The 17,847-nt window shown below is 73.5% G+C and carries 15 protein-coding genes; 12 read left to right on the top strand and 3 right to left on the bottom strand.

Features of this window, described 5'->3' with window-relative positions; all coding sequences use genetic code 11:
- Nucleotides 1–74 precede the first annotated feature (74 nt).
- On the bottom strand, nt 75–1,931 hold the full coding sequence (locus AB0M11_RS38635; protein ID WP_365713152.1) for a cellulase family glycosylhydrolase: 1,857 nt from the start codon (nt 1,929–1,931) through the stop codon (nt 75–77).
- A gap of 67 nt (nt 1,932–1,998) precedes the next feature.
- Complete coding sequence (locus AB0M11_RS38630) at nt 1,999–4,011, bottom strand: translation factor GTPase family protein (RefSeq protein WP_365713150.1); 2,013 nt, start codon at nt 4,009–4,011, stop codon at nt 1,999–2,001.
- A 252-nt stretch (nt 4,012–4,263) separates the two neighbouring features.
- On the opposite strand from AB0M11_RS38630, the gene AB0M11_RS38625 reads away from it, so the two are divergent.
- Genes AB0M11_RS38625 through AB0M11_RS38595 form a run of 7 tightly spaced genes read left to right on the top strand, consistent with a single transcriptional unit; the run spans nt 4,264 to nt 11,916 of the window.
- Nucleotides 4,264–4,746 carry a (2Fe-2S)-binding protein gene (locus AB0M11_RS38625; RefSeq protein ID WP_365713148.1) on the top strand — a complete coding sequence of 161 codons (483 nt, stop codon included), beginning with the start codon at nt 4,264–4,266 and terminating at the stop codon, nt 4,744–4,746.
- Nucleotides 4,743–7,229 carry a xanthine dehydrogenase family protein molybdopterin-binding subunit gene (locus AB0M11_RS38620; RefSeq protein WP_365713146.1) on the top strand — a complete coding sequence of 829 codons (2,487 nt, stop codon included), beginning with the start codon at nt 4,743–4,745 and terminating at the stop codon, nt 7,227–7,229. The genes AB0M11_RS38625 and AB0M11_RS38620 overlap by 4 nt, the downstream gene beginning before the upstream one ends.
- Nucleotides 7,226–8,080, top strand: a complete 855-nt coding sequence (locus AB0M11_RS38615) for a xanthine dehydrogenase family protein subunit M (RefSeq protein ID WP_365713144.1) — start codon at nt 7,226–7,228, stop codon at nt 8,078–8,080. Before AB0M11_RS38620 ends, AB0M11_RS38615 begins: the two co-directional genes overlap by 4 nt.
- Nucleotides 8,081–8,095: 15 nt before the next feature.
- Nucleotides 8,096–8,971, top strand: a complete 876-nt coding sequence (locus tag AB0M11_RS38610) for a MoxR family ATPase (RefSeq protein ID WP_365713142.1) — start codon at nt 8,096–8,098, stop codon at nt 8,969–8,971.
- A 6-nt stretch (nt 8,972–8,977) separates the two neighbouring features.
- Complete coding sequence (locus AB0M11_RS38605) at nt 8,978–10,150, top strand: VWA domain-containing protein (protein WP_365713140.1); 1,173 nt, start codon at nt 8,978–8,980, stop codon at nt 10,148–10,150.
- Nucleotides 10,143–11,249: an XdhC/CoxI family protein gene (locus AB0M11_RS38600; RefSeq protein ID WP_365713138.1), complete on the top strand. Its 1,107-nt coding sequence runs from the start codon at nt 10,143–10,145 to the stop codon at nt 11,247–11,249. Before AB0M11_RS38605 ends, AB0M11_RS38600 begins: the two co-directional genes overlap by 8 nt.
- Before the next feature lie 19 nt (nt 11,250–11,268).
- Complete coding sequence (locus tag AB0M11_RS38595) at nt 11,269–11,916, top strand: SRPBCC family protein (protein WP_365713136.1); 648 nt, start codon at nt 11,269–11,271, stop codon at nt 11,914–11,916.
- On the opposite strand, the gene AB0M11_RS38590 is transcribed toward AB0M11_RS38595, so the two are convergent.
- Nucleotides 11,913–12,416 (bottom strand): metallophosphoesterase, encoded by a 504-nt coding sequence (locus AB0M11_RS38590; protein WP_365713134.1) that lies wholly within the window; start codon nt 12,414–12,416, stop codon nt 11,913–11,915. The genes AB0M11_RS38595 and AB0M11_RS38590 overlap by 4 nt on opposite strands.
- A gap of 137 nt (nt 12,417–12,553) precedes the next feature.
- On the opposite strand from AB0M11_RS38590, the gene AB0M11_RS38585 reads away from it, so the two are divergent.
- The 5 genes from AB0M11_RS38585 (at nt 12,554) to rfbC (ending at nt 17,811) form a co-directional block, all read left to right on the top strand.
- A complete protein-coding gene (locus AB0M11_RS38585) occupies nt 12,554–12,991 on the top strand; it encodes a MarR family transcriptional regulator (RefSeq protein WP_365713132.1) in 438 nt (145 codons plus the stop codon).
- Complete coding sequence (locus AB0M11_RS38580; protein ID WP_365713130.1) at nt 12,988–14,400, top strand: MFS transporter; 1,413 nt, start codon at nt 12,988–12,990, stop codon at nt 14,398–14,400. The genes AB0M11_RS38585 and AB0M11_RS38580 overlap by 4 nt, the downstream gene beginning before the upstream one ends.
- Nucleotides 14,401–14,408: 8 nt before the next feature.
- Nucleotides 14,409–14,993: a hydrolase gene (locus AB0M11_RS38575; RefSeq protein WP_365713128.1), complete on the top strand. Its 585-nt coding sequence runs from the start codon at nt 14,409–14,411 to the stop codon at nt 14,991–14,993.
- Between the two features lie 179 nt (nt 14,994–15,172).
- Nucleotides 15,173–17,206 carry a glycosyltransferase family A protein gene (locus AB0M11_RS38570; RefSeq protein WP_365713126.1) on the top strand — a complete coding sequence of 678 codons (2,034 nt, stop codon included), beginning with the start codon at nt 15,173–15,175 and terminating at the stop codon, nt 17,204–17,206.
- Between the two features lie 5 nt (nt 17,207–17,211).
- Complete coding sequence (gene rfbC / locus AB0M11_RS38565; protein WP_365713124.1) at nt 17,212–17,811, top strand: dTDP-4-dehydrorhamnose 3,5-epimerase; 600 nt, start codon at nt 17,212–17,214, stop codon at nt 17,809–17,811.
- Nucleotides 17,812–17,847: the final 36 nt, after the last annotated feature.

The following is a 17,847-nucleotide window of genomic DNA, read 5'->3' as shown; positions in this document are numbered from 1 at the left end:
CCCACTCCCCCCCGCGGGTGCGCCGGGCCCGGCGCCCGCGGGGGGCCCCCCCCCCCCGGCGCCCGACGGTCCGTTCAGAACTTCGCGGCCACCCAGGCGGCCAGCTCCGCCTTCGCCGCGTTCAGCAGGGCGGAACCGGGCGAGGTCGCCCCGTTGGTCACCAGCGCGAAGTGCAGCACACCTGAGTCCGAGTCGGTGAGCAGCAGTCGGCGGCTGCCCGTCCCACCCGGTTCCGCCGCCACGCCGACCGGGGTGGCGGACGTGTACGCCGGGGGCGCGTACGCCGTGCCCAGGTCGGAGACGACCGTCGTGGACGCGGGCGGGAAGGAGGCCGGGAGGTGGAGGTCGGTCGGTGCGGTCGCGCTGCCGGAGCGCCAGACCTGGACGGCGTACTGTCCGGAGCCGACCAGCGCGGCCACGTTCGGCAGCGAGCTGGGCACCGGGTTCCAGGTCAGGGTCGTGGAGCCGTCCCGGGAGCGGTCCTCGTAGGTGAAGGCGAGGGTGGTGCCGGAGGTGGCGGACGGGTAGACCCGGTCGAGCAGCCGGGCGTCCTGACGGAGTGTCACGGTGCCCGAGTCGGTCATGTTCACGGCCGAGAGGTCCTCGTCGTTCCAGGCGTCACCGGAGGTGAGGACCTTGCTCGGATTGCCGTTCATCAGCTCGTGGTGGCGGCCGTTGTAGATGTCCCACTGCCACTGGGTGCCGGAGAGGACCGGTCCCGAGGCAGCCGGGGTGGACCACCAGTTCGCGCCGGAGAGACGGGAGTCCAGGGCCTGGTACATCGCCTTGTCGACGGTCGGCGCCTTGCCGGCGGTGGTGCCGGACAGCGGGTGCCCGAACTCGCTGACGATCGCCGTCGTCCCGGCGGCCGAGGCGCGGTCCCGGACGGTGCCGAAGTCGGTGCTGTACTGCCCGTCGGACGCGTTGCCCCACATCAGGATGCCGGAGATCGCCTTCTGGTCGTAGAAGTGGGTGTTGAAGACGTACCGCGGACCGAGCGTGCCCGCGTCGAGCAGTCCGCCTTCCTGGTTGGTGACGTTGCCGTTCCAGTAGAGGTTGGGCTCGACGAGGGTGGGCTTGCCGGCCCAGCCGGCCGCGTCCATCCGCGCCCGGAACTTCTGGTAGAAGGGCCACAGCCGGTTCTGCTCCCAGGTTCGGGAGGTCTCCCCGGAGTCGTAGGTGCCGGCGTAGGGCTCGTTGTAGGGGTCGAAGCCGACCACGCCCGCGAACTCGTCGGCCGACAGGTGCTGGGCCAGGTAGGTCATCGTGGTCTGGGCGGTGGCCAGGAAGGCGTCCTGGAGGCCGTAGGTGTTGTGCCAGAAGTCGTACTGGGCCTTCTGGACGGCCGCGTTCTGGGTGATGTTCTGGCCCCAGAAGAGGCAGATGCCGCAGGACTCGGCGGGATAGCCGCCCAGGTCCACCGCCCACTCGGGGGCGCCGTCGCCCGTGTACCAGCTGCCCGAGTTGAACAGGTGGCGCGAGTACAGGTCCTGGTGGAAGTCGGGGAAGACGCGGATGCCCGCGTCGAGGAAGGCCTGCAGCTGCGCGGTCACGGCGGCCAGGTAGGCGGTGTCCACCTGGCCCCGGGCGGGCTCGGCGTGCGCCCAGGAGAGCAGGAAGCGCACGGCATTGCCGCCGCCGAGGGCGCGTACCGCGGTGGCGGACTTCTTCGCGTCGGCGACCGAGGCGAAGGGCAGCCCGCTGTTCTCCTCCAGCTTGGTCTCGCCGGAGACGTTGTAGCCGCGCAGCACGACCTCACGGCCCTGGCCGTCGACGAAACGGCCGTTCTGCACGGTGAGCGCGGTGCCGTCGAACGGGAGGGAGTCGGACGGGGTGGCTGCGGTGGCGGCCGGGGTGCCCGCCACCGCGAGGAATCCGCAGAGGACAACCAGGACAACGATCAGACGTGCCCGGATATTCGTCATGTCCATTACAGTCCGGTGATTTCCGGACACAGTCAATACTTCTGACTCACGAGTAAGTTGAGTGCCGGTTCCCTCAGCCGTTCACCCGTCCCGCCACGTTCAGCAGGTACTCCTTGCGACGGAGCGGGTTGTGGTCGGTGCGCGGCCGCTCGGGCAGCGGCCCCCGCTCCACCGGCGCGTAGTGGTCGAAGGCGGTCTCCAGCTCGCCCTCGCCGCGGGTCAGCCCCGGCAGCCGCTGCTCCAGCCCGTGCACCCGGGCCGCGGGCAGCGCGCCCTCCAGCACCGCGAGCAGGCCCTCGGTCCCGGTCCGCCGCGGCACCGCGCCGAGCCGGGCGAGGACCGGCAGCAGCGCGCCCAGCGTGTCCGCGGGGGCCTCCAGGCGGAAGCGGTGCATCGGCTCGTGCACCCTGGTGCCGGCCCGGCGCAGCGCCTCGGTCAGCACCAGCGGGGTGAGGCCGCGGAAGTCCTGGCCGGTGCTCGACATGCTCTTGTCGAAGCCCTGGTGGGCATGGCTCTGCCGGGGCGAGTAGCCGGAGTGGGTCATGGTCACCGTGCAGTCCGGGATCCGCCAGCCGTGCAGCCCCTGTCCGAGGGTCTCCCGCACGGTGTCCTCGACGGCCTTGAAGAAGGCGTACGGCATCGAGCCCAGCTCCACCTCCAGGCGGAAGCCGACGCCCGCGCCCGGCGGGGCGGGTTCCACCCGCAGGCCGACCGTGGCGAGGAAGGTGTTGCCGTCCTTCTTGTTGAACTCGACGGCGGCTCCCGTGCCCACCACCCGTTCGACGCAGATGGTGGTGGTCTCCCGGAACGCGACGTCGAGGCCGTACTCGTCGGCGAGCGTCGCCTGGATCACCTCCTTCTGCACCTCGCCGTAGAGGGAGACGGAGGTCTCCTGCCGTACCTCGTCGTGGCGGACGTCGATCAGCGGGTCCTGCTCGGCCAGCTGGGTGAGGGCGACATGCAGCGAGCGCCGGTCGGTACCCGGCCCGGGGACCACGACGGTCTCCAGGGTCGGGGGCGCGAAGTGGTGCTCGTACGCCCGCCCCGGCAGGCCGAGGGTGTCGCCGATCCGGACGGCGCCGAGTCCCCACGCCTTGACGATCCGCCCGGCACCGGCGCTGTCCTGCCGCCGTTCGCCGCCGCGCTCGAAGACACCGAGCGCGGTGACCCGGCCCTCCGGACGTCCGTCGGGGGCGCTGGTCCCGGCGGCGCCACCCGCCTCGGGGCCGTCGCCGAACGGGATCCGGTCCCGGACCCGCAGGGTGCCGGAGAAGACGCGCGCATAGGCGATCTTCTCCCCCGCCGGCCCCCGCTCCACCTTGAAGACCGTGGCCGACAGCGGCCCGGCCGGGTCGCCGCCCGCGGCCGGGAGCAGCCGCTCGACTCCGGCGATCAGCTCGGGCACGCCGGCGCCGGTGGCGGCGGAGCCGAAGTACACCGGATGGACCACGGCCCGCCGGGTCTGCTCGGCCAGGGCGGCGCGCAGCCGGGCCTCGGGGACACCGCCGTCGAGGTAGGCGGCGAGCAGCGCGTCGTCGTGGTCGGCGAGGACGTCCAGCGCGGCCGGGCCGAGACCGGGCAGGAAGCGGGCGGCGCGCGTGCCGAGTGCGGCGGCCCGGCCCATCGGGACGACGGGGACGGCCAGCCCACGCGCCAGCTGGGCCAGGACGGCGTCGCCGCGGGCGCCCCGCCGGTCGATCTTGTTGACGAAGACCAGGGTGGGGATGCGCAGCCGGCGCAGGGTCCGCATCAGGACGCGGGTCTGCGCCTGGACGCCCTCCACGGCCGAGACGACGAGCACCGCGCCGTCCAGCACCCCGAGGATCCGCTCCACCTCGGCGATGAAGTCCGGGTGCCCCGGCGTGTCGATGAGGTTGACGGTGACGCCGTCCAGCGGGAACGACACGACCGCGGACCTGATGGTGATGCCCCGCTGCCGCTCCAGGGCGAGGGTGTCGGTGCGGGTGCTGCCCTCGTCGACGCTGCCGAGTTCGTCGGTGACGCCGGCGGTGTGCAGCAGCCGCTCGGTGAGCGAGGTCTTACCGGCGTCGACGTGGGCGAGAATTCCGAGATTGAGCAGATGCACGGGGCGTGATGTCCTTCGGCATGGGCGGGATTCCTTCCTCGGTGGACATGCACGCAGTGCGCATCGGTGGCCCTCTCTCTGTGCCGTCGGGTGACCAGCAGTGCAGCAGGACAGCCCCGGCGCCGGCAACGGATTAACGCGCGGCACGGCGCCGCTCCCGCACTCGCCGCCCCCTTCACACGGTTCTAGAGTGACCTACATCACGCCGTATGGCTGAATTCCCTCCTTCCCGCCGCTCGGTCTGGAGGCCACATGACCCACATCAAGGTGACGGTGGACGGCACGTCCTACACGGACGAGGTGGAACCCCGTCTGCTGCTGGTCCACTACCTGCGCGACCGTCTCGGCCTGACCGGCACCCCGATCGGCTGCGACACCTCGAACTGCGGAGCGTGCACGGTCGAGCTGGACGGGGCGAGCGTCAAGAGCTGCTCGGTGCTGGCCGTCCAGGCGGACGGCTGCACGGTGACCACCGTCCAGGGGCTGTCCGGGAACGGGGAGTGGACGGCCCTGCAGCGGGCCTTCCACGAGCGGCACGGACTGCAGTGCGGCTACTGCACCCCCGGGATGATCATGGCGGCCCGGGACCTGCTGCGCGAGAACCCGCACCCGACCTCGGACGAGATCCGCCATGCCCTGGAGGGCAACCTGTGCCGGTGCACCGGCTACCAGAACATCGTCCGCTCGGTGCTCGCCGCCTCCGGGCAACAGGTACCCGAGGAGGCCACGGCATGACCGACCAGGCCGTAGGACCCGCAGCACACGAGATCGGCCGTGCCCGGCTGCGCAAGGAGGACGCCCGGCTGGTCACCGGCCAGACCACCTGGACCGACAACATCCAGGTCGCCGGACTGCTCCACCTGGCCTTCCTGCGCAGTCCGATGGCGCACGCCCGGCTCACCCGCGTCGACGTCTCCCCCGCCCTGGAACGCCCCGGGGTGGTCGCCGCGTTCGCCGGTCGTGACCTGGCCGAGGGCCTGGGGCCGCTCCCCTGCGCCTGGCCGGTCACCGAGGACATCGTGCTGCCCGACCACCCGCCGATCGCGGTCGACGAGGTCCGGCACGCCGGCGACCCGGTGGCCGTCGTGGTGGCCCGCGACCGGTACGCCGCCGCCGACGCGCTGGAGGCGATCGAGGTCGACTACGACCCGCTGCCCCCGGTCCTCGACCTGGAGGCCGCCCTCGCCGACGACGCCCCGCTGGTCCACGCGGACAAGGGCACCAACCGCTGCTACACCTGGCCGCTCGCCACCGGGGAGAACTTCGCGTCGGTACGCGAGCGTGCCGAGGTGACCCTCAGGCGCCGCTACCACCAGCAGCGGCTGATCCCCAACGCGATGGAGCCGCGCGCGGTCGTGGTCACCCCGATCGCCGCCTCCGGCGAGTACACGGTCTACTCGGCGACCCAGATCCCGCACATCCTGCGGATCATGCTGGCCACCGTCACCGGCATCCCCGAGCACAAGCTCCGGGTGGTCGCCCCGGACGTGGGCGGCGGCTTCGGCTCCAAGCTCCAGGTGTACGGCGAGGAGGCCGTCGCGCTCGCCGTCGCCCGCCGGCTGGGCCGCCCCGTGAAGTGGACGGAGTCCCGCTCCGAGGGCTACCTCGCCACCCACCACGGCCGGGGCATGATCCAGGACGTCGAGGTCGCCGCCACCCGCGAGGGCAGGCTGCTCGGCCTGAAGGTGGACCTGATCGCCGACATGGGCGCCTACCTGATGCTGGTCACCCCGGGCATCCCGATCCTCGGCGCCTTCATGTACCCGGCGATCTACAAGATGGACGCCTACGAGTTCACCTGCACCGGCGTCTTCACCACCCGGACGCCCACGGACGCCTACCGCGGCGCCGGACGCCCGGAGGCGACCTTCGCCATCGAGCGGATCATGGACGATCTGGCCGCCGAACTCGGCCTGGACCCGGTGGAGTTGCGGCGCCGGAACTGGATCCGGCACGAGGAGTTCCCGTACACCACGATCGCCGGGCTGACCTACGACAGCGGCGACTACGAGGCGGCCACGGAGAAGGCCCTCGGCCTGTTCCGCTACGACGAGCTGCGCGCCGAGCAGCGCGAGCAGCGCGAGCGCGGCGACACCGTACGTCTCGGCATCGGCGTGTCGACCTTCACCGAGATGTGCGGTCTGGCGCCGAGCCGGGTGCTGCGCGACCTGCGGTACGGGGCCGGCGGCTGGGAGGCGGCGAGCATCCGCATGCTGCCCACCGGGAAGGTCGAGGTGGTCACCGGCACCAGTCCGCACGGGCAGAGCCACGAGACCTGCTGGAGCCAGATCGCGGCCGACGTGCTGGGCGTGCCGTTCGAGGACGTCGAGGTGGTGCACGGCGACACCCGGTCCTCCCCGCAGGGCATGGACACCTACGGCTCGCGGTCACTGGCCGTGGGCGGCGAGGCCGTGCACCGGGCGGCGGTGAAGGTGGTCGAGAAGGCGCGGAAGGTCGCCGCGCACCTGCTGGAGGCGAACGAGCAGGACCTGGAGTTCACGGACGGCGTGTTCGCGGTGAAGGGCTCGCCGGAGGCGCGCAGGACCATCCAGGAGATCGCCTTCGAGGCGTTCACCAGCCACGACCTGCCCGACGGCGTGGAGCCCTCCATCAACGCCGAGACGGTGGTCGACCCGGAGAACTTCTCCTACCCGCACGGCACCCACCTGTGCGCGGTCGAGGTCGACACGGAGACCGGGCGGACGCGGATCAGGTCGTACGTCTGCGTGGACGACGTCGGCCACGTGGTCAACCCGATGATCGTGGAGGGCCAGGTGCACGGCGGTCTGGCGCAGGGCATCGCGCAGGCGCTGTACGAGGAGGCCGTCTACGACGACGAGGGCAACCTCGTCTCCGGGACCATGGCCGACTACCTCGTGCCGTCGGCGGCGGACCTGCCGGACTTCGTCACCGACCGGACGGAGACCCCGGCGGCCTCGAACGCCATGGGCGTCAAGGGAGTCGGCGAGGCCGGGACGATCGCGTCGACGCCCGCGGTGGTCAACGCCGTGGTCGACGCGCTGCGCCCGCTGGGCGTCACCGACGTGCGGATGCCCTGCTCGCCGCACCGGGTGTGGCAGGCCCTGCGGGCCGCCCGCGCCGGCCGGGACGGGACCGGTGCGGAGGCCGGCGGGACCGGCCCGGCGCGGTCGGGACAGTCCGGGCAGGCCGCCCGCTCGGGCGACCTGGGCCAGTACGGTGAGGAGGGTTCCGGATGATTCCCCCCGCGTTCGACTACGTCCGTCCGACCGGCGTCGACGAGGCGGTGCGCCTGCTCGCCGACGCGGGCGAGGAGGCGAAGGTGCTGGCGGGCGGGCAGAGCCTGCTGCCGTTGCTGCGGCTGCGGCTCGCCTTCCCGGAGCTGGTCGTCGACGTCGGCCGGATCCCCGGGCTGCGCGGGGTCCGCGAGGACGGCGACACGCTCGTCATCGGCGCGCTGACCACGCACCACGACGTCGTCCACGACCCGCTGGTGCGACGGCACGCCGGGCTGCTGGCGGCGGCGACGGCCACCGTCGCCGACCCGGCCGTACGGCACCGCGGCACCCTCGGCGGCTCCCTCGCGCACGCCGACCCGGCCGGGGACCTGCCGGCCGTGGCGCTCGCCCTGGACGCCTCACTGGTCGTCGCCGGACCGGGCGGGCGGCGCACGGTCCCGGCCCGGGAGTTCTTCGTGGACTACCTCCAGTCGGCGCTCGCGCCCGACGAACTGCTGGTGGAGGTGCGGATCCCGAAGACGGACGGCTGGGGCTTCCACTACGAGAAGTTCCACGCGGTCGCCCAGTCCTGGGCCATCGTCGGCGTCGCGGCGCTGGTGCGGCGGGACGACGGGCACATCGCCGAGGCACGCGTCGGGCTCACCAACATGGGCTCCACTCCGCTGCGGGCCACCGCGGCCGAGCGGGCGCTGCTCGGTGCCGACGGCCCCGGGGCCGTGGCCCGGGCCGCCGAGGCCGCGGCGGAGGGCACCCGGCCCGCGCAGGACCTGTCGGCCTCGCCCGAGTACCGGGAGCACCTCGCGCGGGTGCTGACCAGGCGGGCGGTGCTGACCGCCGGTGGAATGGGGTGAGCGCCGATTCCCCCCATGGACGACCCGGAGCAGGTGGCGGCCCGGCTGGCGGAGACGGGGTACCTCGTCGACGAAGGGCTGGCGGTCACCTGCTTCCTGGCCCTCAGACTGCACCGGCCGCTGTTCTGCGAGGGTGACGCCGGCGTGGGCAAGACCGCGCTCGCCAGCGCCCTCGCCGAGGCGCTGGGCGCGCCGCTGATCCGGCTCCAGTGCCACGAGGGCATCGACGCCGCGCAGGCCCTGTACGACTGGGACTTCCCCCGCCAGCTGCTGCACCTGCGGGCCGCCGAGGCGGCGGGCGTGCGGGACGCGGACCGGCTCGAGAGCGAGCTGTACGACCGGCGCTTCCTGATCGCCCGGCCGCTGCTGCTGGCCCTCCAGCAGCACCCGTCGGTGCTGCTGGTGGACGAGATCGACCGGGCCGACGACGAGTTCGAGGCGTTCCTCCTCGAACTGCTCTCCGAGTACTCGGTCACCATCCCCGAACTGGGCACGCTGCGGGCCGAGGTGCCGCCGGTGGTGGTGCTGACCTCGAACCGGACCCGGGAGGTGCACGACGCGCTGAAGCGGCGGTGCCTCTACCACTGGTTCGACCATCCCTCCTTCGCCCGCGAACTGGCCATCGTGCGCGGCCGGTTGCCAGGGGTGTCGGCCCGGCTGGCCGAGCAGGTCACCGCGCTGGTGCAGGCGCTGCGGGGCGCGGACCTGGTCAAACCGCCCGGGGTGGCCGAGACGCTGGACTGGGCGGAGGCGCTGGACGCGCTGGGGGCGAGCGAGGTGGACGCCGAGCTGGCCGTGGCGACGCTGGGTTCGGTGCTGAAGTACCGGGAGGACACCGAACGGGCGCGGGGGCTCGACATTGCGGCGGTCCTCGCGGCCCGGGGCGGGTGAGCGGGCATGGGCGCGGCGCTGTCGAGGACGGCCGGGGTGCCGGCGGATGCCGTACTGCTCGGCTTCGTACGGGCGCTGCGGGCGGCCGGGGTGGACGCGAGCGCGGAGCGCGGGTACGCGTTCCTGCGCGCGGTGGCCGCCCTGCGGCCGGGGGTGCGGGCGGACGTGTACTGGGCGGGACGGGCGACGCTGTGCGGCGGCCATGACGACCTGGAGCGCTACGAGAGGGTGTTCGCCGCGTACTTCGGACCGGCCGGCACGCCCGCCCGACGGCCGGTGCGCGCCGCTCCCCGGCCGCGGCCGCGGCTCGTCGCACGGGAGACCTCGACGGCCCCCCGGACCGGGGGCGAGAGCGAGTCGCCGGGACCGCCCGCCGCCGTCCTCGCCAGCTCCGCCGAGGTGCTGCGGCACCGCGACGTCACCGACCTCGCCCCGGCCGAGCGGGCGCAACTGCGCCGTCTGCTGGCCGCGTTCACCCTGGCGGGGCAGACCCGGCGCTCGGCCCGGCGGCGTCCCACCCGGCGCGGGGAGGTCGATCCGCGGCGCACGGTACGGGAGTTGCTGCGGCGCGGCGGGGAGCCGGCCCTGCTGCGGCGGCACGCGCGCATGGCCCGGCCACGCCGGGTGGTGCTGCTCGTCGACGTGAGCGGTTCGATGGGGCCGTACGCCGACGCGCTGCTGCGGTTCGCGCACGCGGCGGTGCGGGCGGGCCGGACGGAGGTTTTCACCGTCGGCACCCGGCTGACCCGCGTCACCCGCGAACTGTCGCACCGGGACCCGGACCTGGCGATGGCCCAGGTCGCGGCGGCGGTGCCCGACTGGCGCGGGGGCACCCGACTCGGCGAGCTGCTGCGCGAGTTCCTGAACCGGTGGGGGCGGCGCGGCATGGCGCGGGGCGCGATCGTCGTCCTGCTCTCGGACGGCTGGGAGCGCGGCGATCCGGAGCTGCTCGGGCAGCAGATGCGTCTGCTGCACGCCCTGGCCCACCAGGTGATCTGGGCGAACCCCCGCAAGGCGCGGCCCGGTTACGCGCCGCTGGCGGCCGGGATGGCGGCGGCGCTGCCCAGCGTCGACTCCTTCGTGGAGGGGCACAGCATGGCGGCGCTGGAGCGGCTGGCCGCGGTGGTGCGCGGGGCGCGGGCCGGCGCCGGGCCGGGGAAGGGAGCGGACGGTGCGTGAGATTCTGCCGACGCTGGCCGGGTGGCACGCGGCCGGGATCCCGTTCGGCCTGGCCACGGTGGTCGCGGTCAGCCGCAGCGCGCCGCGCGGCCCCGGTGCGGCCATGGCGGTCGGACCGGACGACGAGGTGGTGGGCAGTGTGTCCGGCGGCTGTGTCGAGGGCGCCGTCTTCGAACTGGCGCAGGAGGTCGTGGCGAGCGGCGAGCCCCGGTTGCAGACCTTCGGCTACAGCGACGCGGACGCGTTCGCGGTCGGCCTGACCTGCGGCGGTGAGCTCACCCTGCTGGTCCGGCCGGTGACCGTGGACTCCGACCCGGCGTTCGGCGCGGTCGCCGGGTCGGTCGCCGCGGGCGAGCCGGTGACCGTGGCCACCGTGGTGGACGGACCCGCGCCGCGGGGCGCCACGCTCGCCGTCTGGCCGGACCGGACGGCCGGCACCCTCGGCACGGCCGGCCTCGACGTCGCCGTCACCGCCGACGCGCGCGGCGAACTGGCGCTCGGAGCCTCCGGTCTGCGGCACTACGGCCCGCACGGCGAGCGCCGCGAGGACGCGGTCGCCGTGTTCCTCCAGTCGTTCGCGCCGCCGCCCCGGATGCTGGTCTTCGGCGCGATCGACTACGCGGCCGCGGTGGCCCGCATCGGCGACTTCCTCGGCTACCGGGTCACCGTCTGCGACGCCCGCCCGGTCTTCGCCACCCCCAAGCGGTTCCCGGCCGCCGTCGAGGTCGTCGTCGACTGGCCGCACCGCTACCTGAGCGGCACGGACACCGACGACCGCACGGTGATCTGCGTCCTCACCCACGACCCGAAGTTCGACGTGCCGCTGCTGGAGGAGGCCCTGCGCCGCCCGGCCGCCTACATCGGGGCGATGGGTAGCCGCCGGACCCACGCCGAGCGGCACGCCCGGCTGGCCGAGGCCGGTCTCACCGGCGCCGAACTGTCCCGGTTGCGCTCACCGCTCGGCCTCGACCTCGGCGCCCGTACCCCGGAGGAGGTCGCCGTGTCCGTCGCCGCCGAGATCGTGGCCCTGCGCTGGGGCGGCAGCGGCGCACCGCTGGCCACGACCACCGGGGCCATCCACGCACCCGCCGTCCGCTGACGGCCAGGAGGAGTGAGTCATGGAACTGCACCACGAGTTCACCGTCCCCGTCCCGGTCGACGAGGCCTGGCCCGCGCTCCTCGACATCGAGCGGGTCGCGCCGTGCCTGCCGGGCGCTGTCGTCGAGGACTACGACGGCAGGACCGTGACCGGTTCGGTGAAGGTCAAGGTCGGCCCGGTCACGGTGACCTACCGGGGCACGGCGGTGTTCGAGGAACAGGACGAGTCGGCGCACCGGCTGGTGCTGGCCGCCAGCGGCCGGGAGACCCGCGGGCAGGGCACGGCCAGGGCCACGGTCACCGGCACCCTCTCCGAACACGCCGGCGGCACAGCGGTCTCGGTCCACACCGACCTGACGGTGACGGGCCGCCCGGCGCAGTTCGGACGCGGGGTACTGGCGGAGGTGGGCGACCGGTTGGTGGGGCAGTTCGCGAGCTGCCTGGCGGAACGGCTGACCGAGCGGGAGGACGGCGGCCGGGAACCGGCCGGCGGCCACGAGCAGGAGCCGGAGCCGCTGAACCTGCTGCGCACCGCGGGGCCGCCGGTGGCCAGACGGGTCGCGCTGGCAGCGGCGGCGGCCGCGGCACTGGCCTGGGCGCTGACGGCACTGCGCCGGAAGTGCCGCACCTGCCGCACCACTCGGCGCCGGAGGACCGCAACCCGCTAGACGCGGTTGGGCAGTCGGTGCAGGGTCACCTCGGTGAGGGCGCCGTCGCTGACGGTGACCGTCAGGTAGGTGCAGTGGGGCTGGCGGCGGCGGTCGGTCGGCGAGCCGGGGTTGAGCAGGCGCAGGCCGCCCGGGGCCGTGGTGTCCCAGGGGATGTGACTGTGGCCGAAGACCAGCACGTCCAGGTCCGGGAAGCGGGCGGCGCAGCGGGCCTCGCGGCCCTGGGCGGGGCCGGTGTCGTGGATCACCCCGAAGCGCAGGCCCCCCAGGTCGGCCGAGGCCACCTCGGGCAGCCGGGCGCGCAGACCGGGGCCGTCGTTGTTGCCGTACACCGCGAGGAGGCGGCGGCTGCGGCTCTCCAGCAGGTCGAGGGTGGCCTCGTCGACCCAGTCGCCGGCATGCAGGACGACGTCCGCGTGCGGAATCTCGGCGAGGAGCTGGTCCGGGAGCCGCTTGGCACGCTTCGAGAGGTGCGTGTCGGAGGTCAGGAGCAGGCGCACCAGGCCAGCGTAGGCCAGGAGGGCGTTCCGAGATCTCCCGCCAGATTCGACAGCCCGAGCTGTACAGCTTCAGCTGTGCAGCTCCAGTTGGACAGTTGCAACTGGACAGATTGGGCTGATGGTTCTACTGTGGGCGCATGACAGAGATCTCGGAGTCCGCGACCCGCGCGGCACGTGACCTGCGGGTGATGTTCAGCCGGCTGCGTCGCCGCATCCGGGAGGTCGCCCAGGACGCGGACCTGACCCCGTCGCAGGAGTCGGCCCTCTCCCTGGTGTCGAAGCACGGCGCGGCCACGGCGAGTGCGCTCGCCTCCGCCGAAGGGGTGCGGCCGCAGTCCATGGCCACCACCCTGGCGGCGCTCGACCGGCACGGGCTGATCCGCCGCAGCCCCGACCCCACCGACGGCCGCCGCCAGCTGGTCACCCTCACCGAAGCCGGTCAGGCCCGCGTGGAGGGCAACCGGCAGGCGCGCGACGAGTGGCTGGCCCGCGCCTTCCAGGACCGCTACTCGGAGGACGAGCGGGGAACCCTGCTGGCCGCCATCGAACTGCTCGACCGGCTGTCGCGACCGTGACGGCGAGGCTCACCCGGGGCACCCGGCGGGACACCCGTCCGGCCCCCTCCGGATTCGACCGGCGGCTGGTCGCGCCGATGGTCCTGGGTTCCGTACTGAACCCGATCAACTCCTCGATGATCGCGGTGGCCCTGGTGCCGATCGGCATAGCCTTCGGCGCCCCGCCCGCCGAGACGGTGTGGCTGGTCACCGCGCTGTATCTGGCGACCGCCGTGGGGCAGCCGGTGATCGGGCGGCTCGTGGACATGTACGGGCCGCGCCGGCTCTACCTCGTCGGCACCGCACTGGTGGGCGTCGCCGGCCTGATGGGGGCGCTGGCCCCCTCCCTGGGGATGCTGATCACGGCGCGGGTGCTGCTCGGGTTCGGCACGTCGGCGGCCTACCCGGCGGCGATGCGGCTGACCCGGAGCGAGGCCGAGCGCACCGGGCAGGACAGCCCGGCCGGGGTACTGACCGCGCTCGCCGTCTCCAGCCAGACGGTGGCCGTGATCGGTCCGACGCTCGGCGGGATCCTGATCGGCGCCGGCAGCTGGCACCTCGTGTTCGCCGTCAACGTGCCGCTCTCGGCAGCCTGCCTGTTCCTCGGCGTGAAGTGGCTGCCGCGGGCCGCGCCCTCCGGCCGGCGCGGGCGCACGGACCTGGCGGGCATGGCCCTGTTCGCCATCCTGCTGGTCTCGCTGATGCTGTTCCTGATGGGCCCACGGCCGGACCGCTGGTACCTGCCGGCGCTGAGCGCGCTCGCGGCCGCCGCCTTCGCGGCCCGGGAGCTGCGGGTGCCGGACCCCTTCGTCGACCTCCGGGTGCTCGGCGGCAACGTCCCGCTCGTCGTGACGTACGTACGCCAGCTCCTCGCGTACACCACGTCCTACGCCTTCCTGTACGGCTACACGCAGTGGCTGGAGCAGGGCCGCGGCCTGAGCGCCTCCGCGACCGGCCTGGTGCTGCTGCCACTGTCGGCCACCGCGCTGGTCACGGCCACGGTCACCGGCCGCCGGGAGGCCGTCCGCGGCAAGCTGGTGGCTGGCTCCGTGCTGCAGATCGCCGGCTGCGCGGCCCTGCTGACGGTCGGCGACGGCAGCCCGGTCCCGCTGCTGCTCGCGGTCGGCGCGCTGCTCGGGATCCCGCAGGGCCTGCTCGGACTCGCCGCGCAGACCGCCCTGTACCGGCAGGCCGACCCGGACCGCATCGGCTCCGCCGCCGGACTGCTGCGCACCTTCATGTACCTCGGCGCGCTGAGTGCCTCCGCCGCCACCGCGGCGTTCTACCCGCACCGCGCCGACACGGGCGGGCTGCACGGCCTCGCCCTGTTCATGCTCGCCGGCTCGGCACTGCTGCTGGCGATCACCCTGCCGGACCGCTCCCTGGCCCGGCTCACCCCCATACCCCGTCAAGCCGTACGAAAGGCCTGATCCACCCCATGTCTCTGAGCACGCTCGACCCGCGCACCGCCCTGGTCGTCATCGACCTCCAGCAGGGCATCGTGGCCATGCCCACCCAGCCGCACACCGGCCCCGAGGTGGTGGCCCGCGCGGCGGAGCTCGCCGACGCCTTCCGCGCCCGGGGTCTGCCCGTCGTCCTGGTCCGGGTCTCCTTCGCGGCCGACTTCGCCGACGCCGTCCCGGGCCGCACCGAGCGCCAGGCGCGCGGACTCGCCTTCCCGGAGGGCTGGGACACCGTCGTCGACGAGCTGTCCGGCCACGCCGGCGACATCCGCGTCACCAAGCACAACTGGAGCGCCTTCCACGGCACCGACCTGGACGTGCAGCTGCGCCGCCGGGGTGTCACCCAGATCGTGCTGGCCGGCATCGCCACCAGCATCGGCGTGGAGTCCACCGCCCGGGACGCCTACGCGCACGGCTACCATGTGACGCTCGCCACGGACGCCATGGCCGACGGCGACGGCGAGGCGCATCGCGGCAGCGTCGAGCGGATCTTCCCCCGGCTGGGTGAGTCCGGCAGCACCGCGGAGGTCCTGGAGCTGCTCGCCAAGACTCGCGACTGATCGCACGGCCGCCTCGGAGACCACCTCCGAGCAGCCTTTTTGACGCACGGATGACACTTCACGACCCGGTCTTGACCCAGGGGCGGGACACGCCCGGGGACAGGACCGGGTTAGCATTCGGCCACATGTAGGTGCCGTCCAGGCGAATGGACGGCTTATCCAGGGGGCTAGGAAGCCGGATGCCGGTCAAGGTCAGTGTTGTCGTCCCTGTGTACAACCCGGGGCCCTATATCGAGGACTGCATCGCCTCGGTGCTGCGGCAGTCGCTGCCGCGCGACGAGTACGAGGTCATCTTCGTGGACGACGGCTCCAGCGACGAGACCCCGGCCCGGCTGGACGCGCTCGCGGCCGAGCACCCGCACATCCAGGTGATCCACCAGGAGCCCTCCGGCTGGTCCGGCAAGCCCCGCAACGTCGGCATCGCCGCCTCCAAGGGCGAGTTCGTGATGTTCGTCGACAACGACGACTTCCTCGGCGACGAAGCCCTGGAGCGGATGTACAACTACGGCGTGGCCAACGAGGCCGACCTGGTCATCGGCAAGATGGCGGGCAAGGGCCGCCCGGTGCCGGTGGAGCTGTTCCGCCGCAACCACCCGCGGGCCACCGTCGAGAACGCCCCCCTGATGAGCAGCCTGACCCCGCACAAGATGCTGCGCCGGTCCTTCCTGGACCGCATCGGCCTGCGCTTCCCCGAGGGACGGCGGCGCCTGGAGGACCACGTCTTCGTCGCCGAGGCGTACCTGCGCGCGTCGAACATCTCGGTGCTCAGCGACTACGTCTGCTACTACCACATCAAGCGCGAGGACGCCTCCAACGCCGGTTTCCAGCGCTTCGACCCGGTCGGCTACTTCGGCAACCTCCGGGAGGCCCTCGACGTCGTCGAGCGCTACACCGAGCCGGGTGCCAAGCGCGACCGGATGTTCCACCGCTGGCTGAACAACGAGATGACCGAGCGGCTGCGGGGCAAGCGGTTCCTCAACCTGCCGGACGACTACCGCAGGGAGCTCTTCGACGAGATCCACAAGGTGATCGCCGAGCGGATGGGCCCGTCCGTGTTCGCCCTGCTCGCCCCGGCCCAGCGCGTGGTCGCCGAGCTGGCCGCGGCCGGCCGCTACGAGGACGTGCTCGCCGTCGCCGAATGGGAGGCGGCCGTCACCCCCTCGACGGCCCTGGAGCGGGTCGCCTGGGACGGCGGCGCCCTCAAGCTCGACTTCACCGCCGAGTACACGGCGGACGGTGCCCCGAAGACCTATCCGGCGGACACCGCCGGCGCCTCCGGTTCCGCCGAGGGCCCGGCGGCGACGGCCGCCGAGGCGATCTCCCGGCTGGAGCGCGGCACCGCGGCCCGGTTCGGCAAGGCCAGTGTCGACCTGGTGGTGCGCGAGCGCGAGACCCACGCGCAGTTCTTCCAGCCGGTCGAGCTGACCCGCGAGACCCTGCCCGTCGAGGGCGAGGCCGACCGGGTGCGCCTGGTCGTCCGGGCCACGGCCACCGTGCACCCGGCCACCGCCGCCAGCGGCACCCCGCTGACGGCGGGCCTGTGGGACGCGTTCGTCCGGCTGACGATCGGCGGCTGGACCCGGGAGCACCGGCTGTTCCCGGTGTCCCGGGATCCGCTCCCCGCTGTGCCGGTCCCCGGCGTGGTCGGTGGCCGGCGGGTGCTGCCGTACTGGACGGTCAAGAACAACTTCGCCCTCGACGTCGACATGGCGAGCAAGCGGCTCGGCTTCGGCGAGTTCAAGCCCGAGGACTTCACCGTGGCCGGTGACCGGCTGCGCGCGGTGCTGCCGTTCCACGTCGACGGTGACGTCAAGGCGTCGGTGCGGCTGACCGGCCCCAAGCCCGCCGCCGAGGTGCTGGAGGTGCCCGCCACGCTGTCGCCCGCCGAGGGCGGCGGAGCGGTGCTGGACGCCCCGCTGCCGGTCCGGTCGCTCCAGGAGGGCGGTTGGCTGCTCGCGCTGGCCCTTCCCGCGGACGTGGCGGAGCCGCGGTTCTTCACGCTGCCGCTGGTCGTCCGCAACTCGCCGGCGGGTCTGAAGGTCGTCAAGCCGGCCGCGAAGAAGTCCGCGGCGGCCGCGGAGACCGACGCCGCCCCGAGGTCCCGGCCGGGCGCCGTCCGCAAGCTGGCCCGCAGGCTCCCGCTGCCGGTGCGCCGTGCGCTGGTCAGGGCACTCGGCAGGGGCAGGAAGCCCGCACGACAGGAAGGCAAGTAAGAACCGTGCGACCGCTGAGCATCGAAGGCGCCTGGGTCCAGGAGCCCAAGGTCTTCCCCGACGACCGGGGCAGCTTCCACGAGTGGTTCAAGGCGGAGGAGTTCCGCGAGGCCCTCGGCTACGACCTCGACCTCGTGCAGGCCAACTGCTCGGTCTCCCGGCGGGGTGTGCTGCGCGGCATCCACTTCGCCGACGTGCCGCCGAGCCAGTCCAAGTACGTCAAGTGCGTCCGCGGCGCCGTGCTGGACGTGATCGTGGACATCCGGGTCGGCTCCCCCACGTTCGGCCGCTGGGAGGCGGTCCGGCTGGACGAGGAGAACCGGCACGCGGTGTTCCTCTCGGAGGGCCTGGGCCACGCGTTCATGGCGCTGACCGACGACGCCACGGTGGTCTACCTGTGCTCGGCCGGGTACGCCCCGGGCCGCGAACACGGCATCAACCCGCTCGACCCGACCCTCGGCATCGAGTGGCCCGCCGGGTTCGAGCCGGTGCTGTCGGAGAAGGACGCCGAGGCCCCGTCCCTGGCCGAGGCGGAGAAGGCCGGCCTGCTCCCGTCGTACGCGGACTGCGTGGCGTTCTACGAGACCCTGCGGTCGGACGGCTGAACATCGGGCAGCTGACCGAAGAACGCGAACGGCGAG

It is taken from the genome of Streptomyces sp. NPDC051987, from assembly GCF_040680735.1.
Taxonomy (GTDB): Bacteria; Actinomycetota; Actinomycetes; order Streptomycetales; family Streptomycetaceae; genus Streptomyces.
The sequence above is the reverse complement of the archived record's forward strand: the minus strand, read 5'-3'. Positions and strand labels throughout refer to the sequence as shown.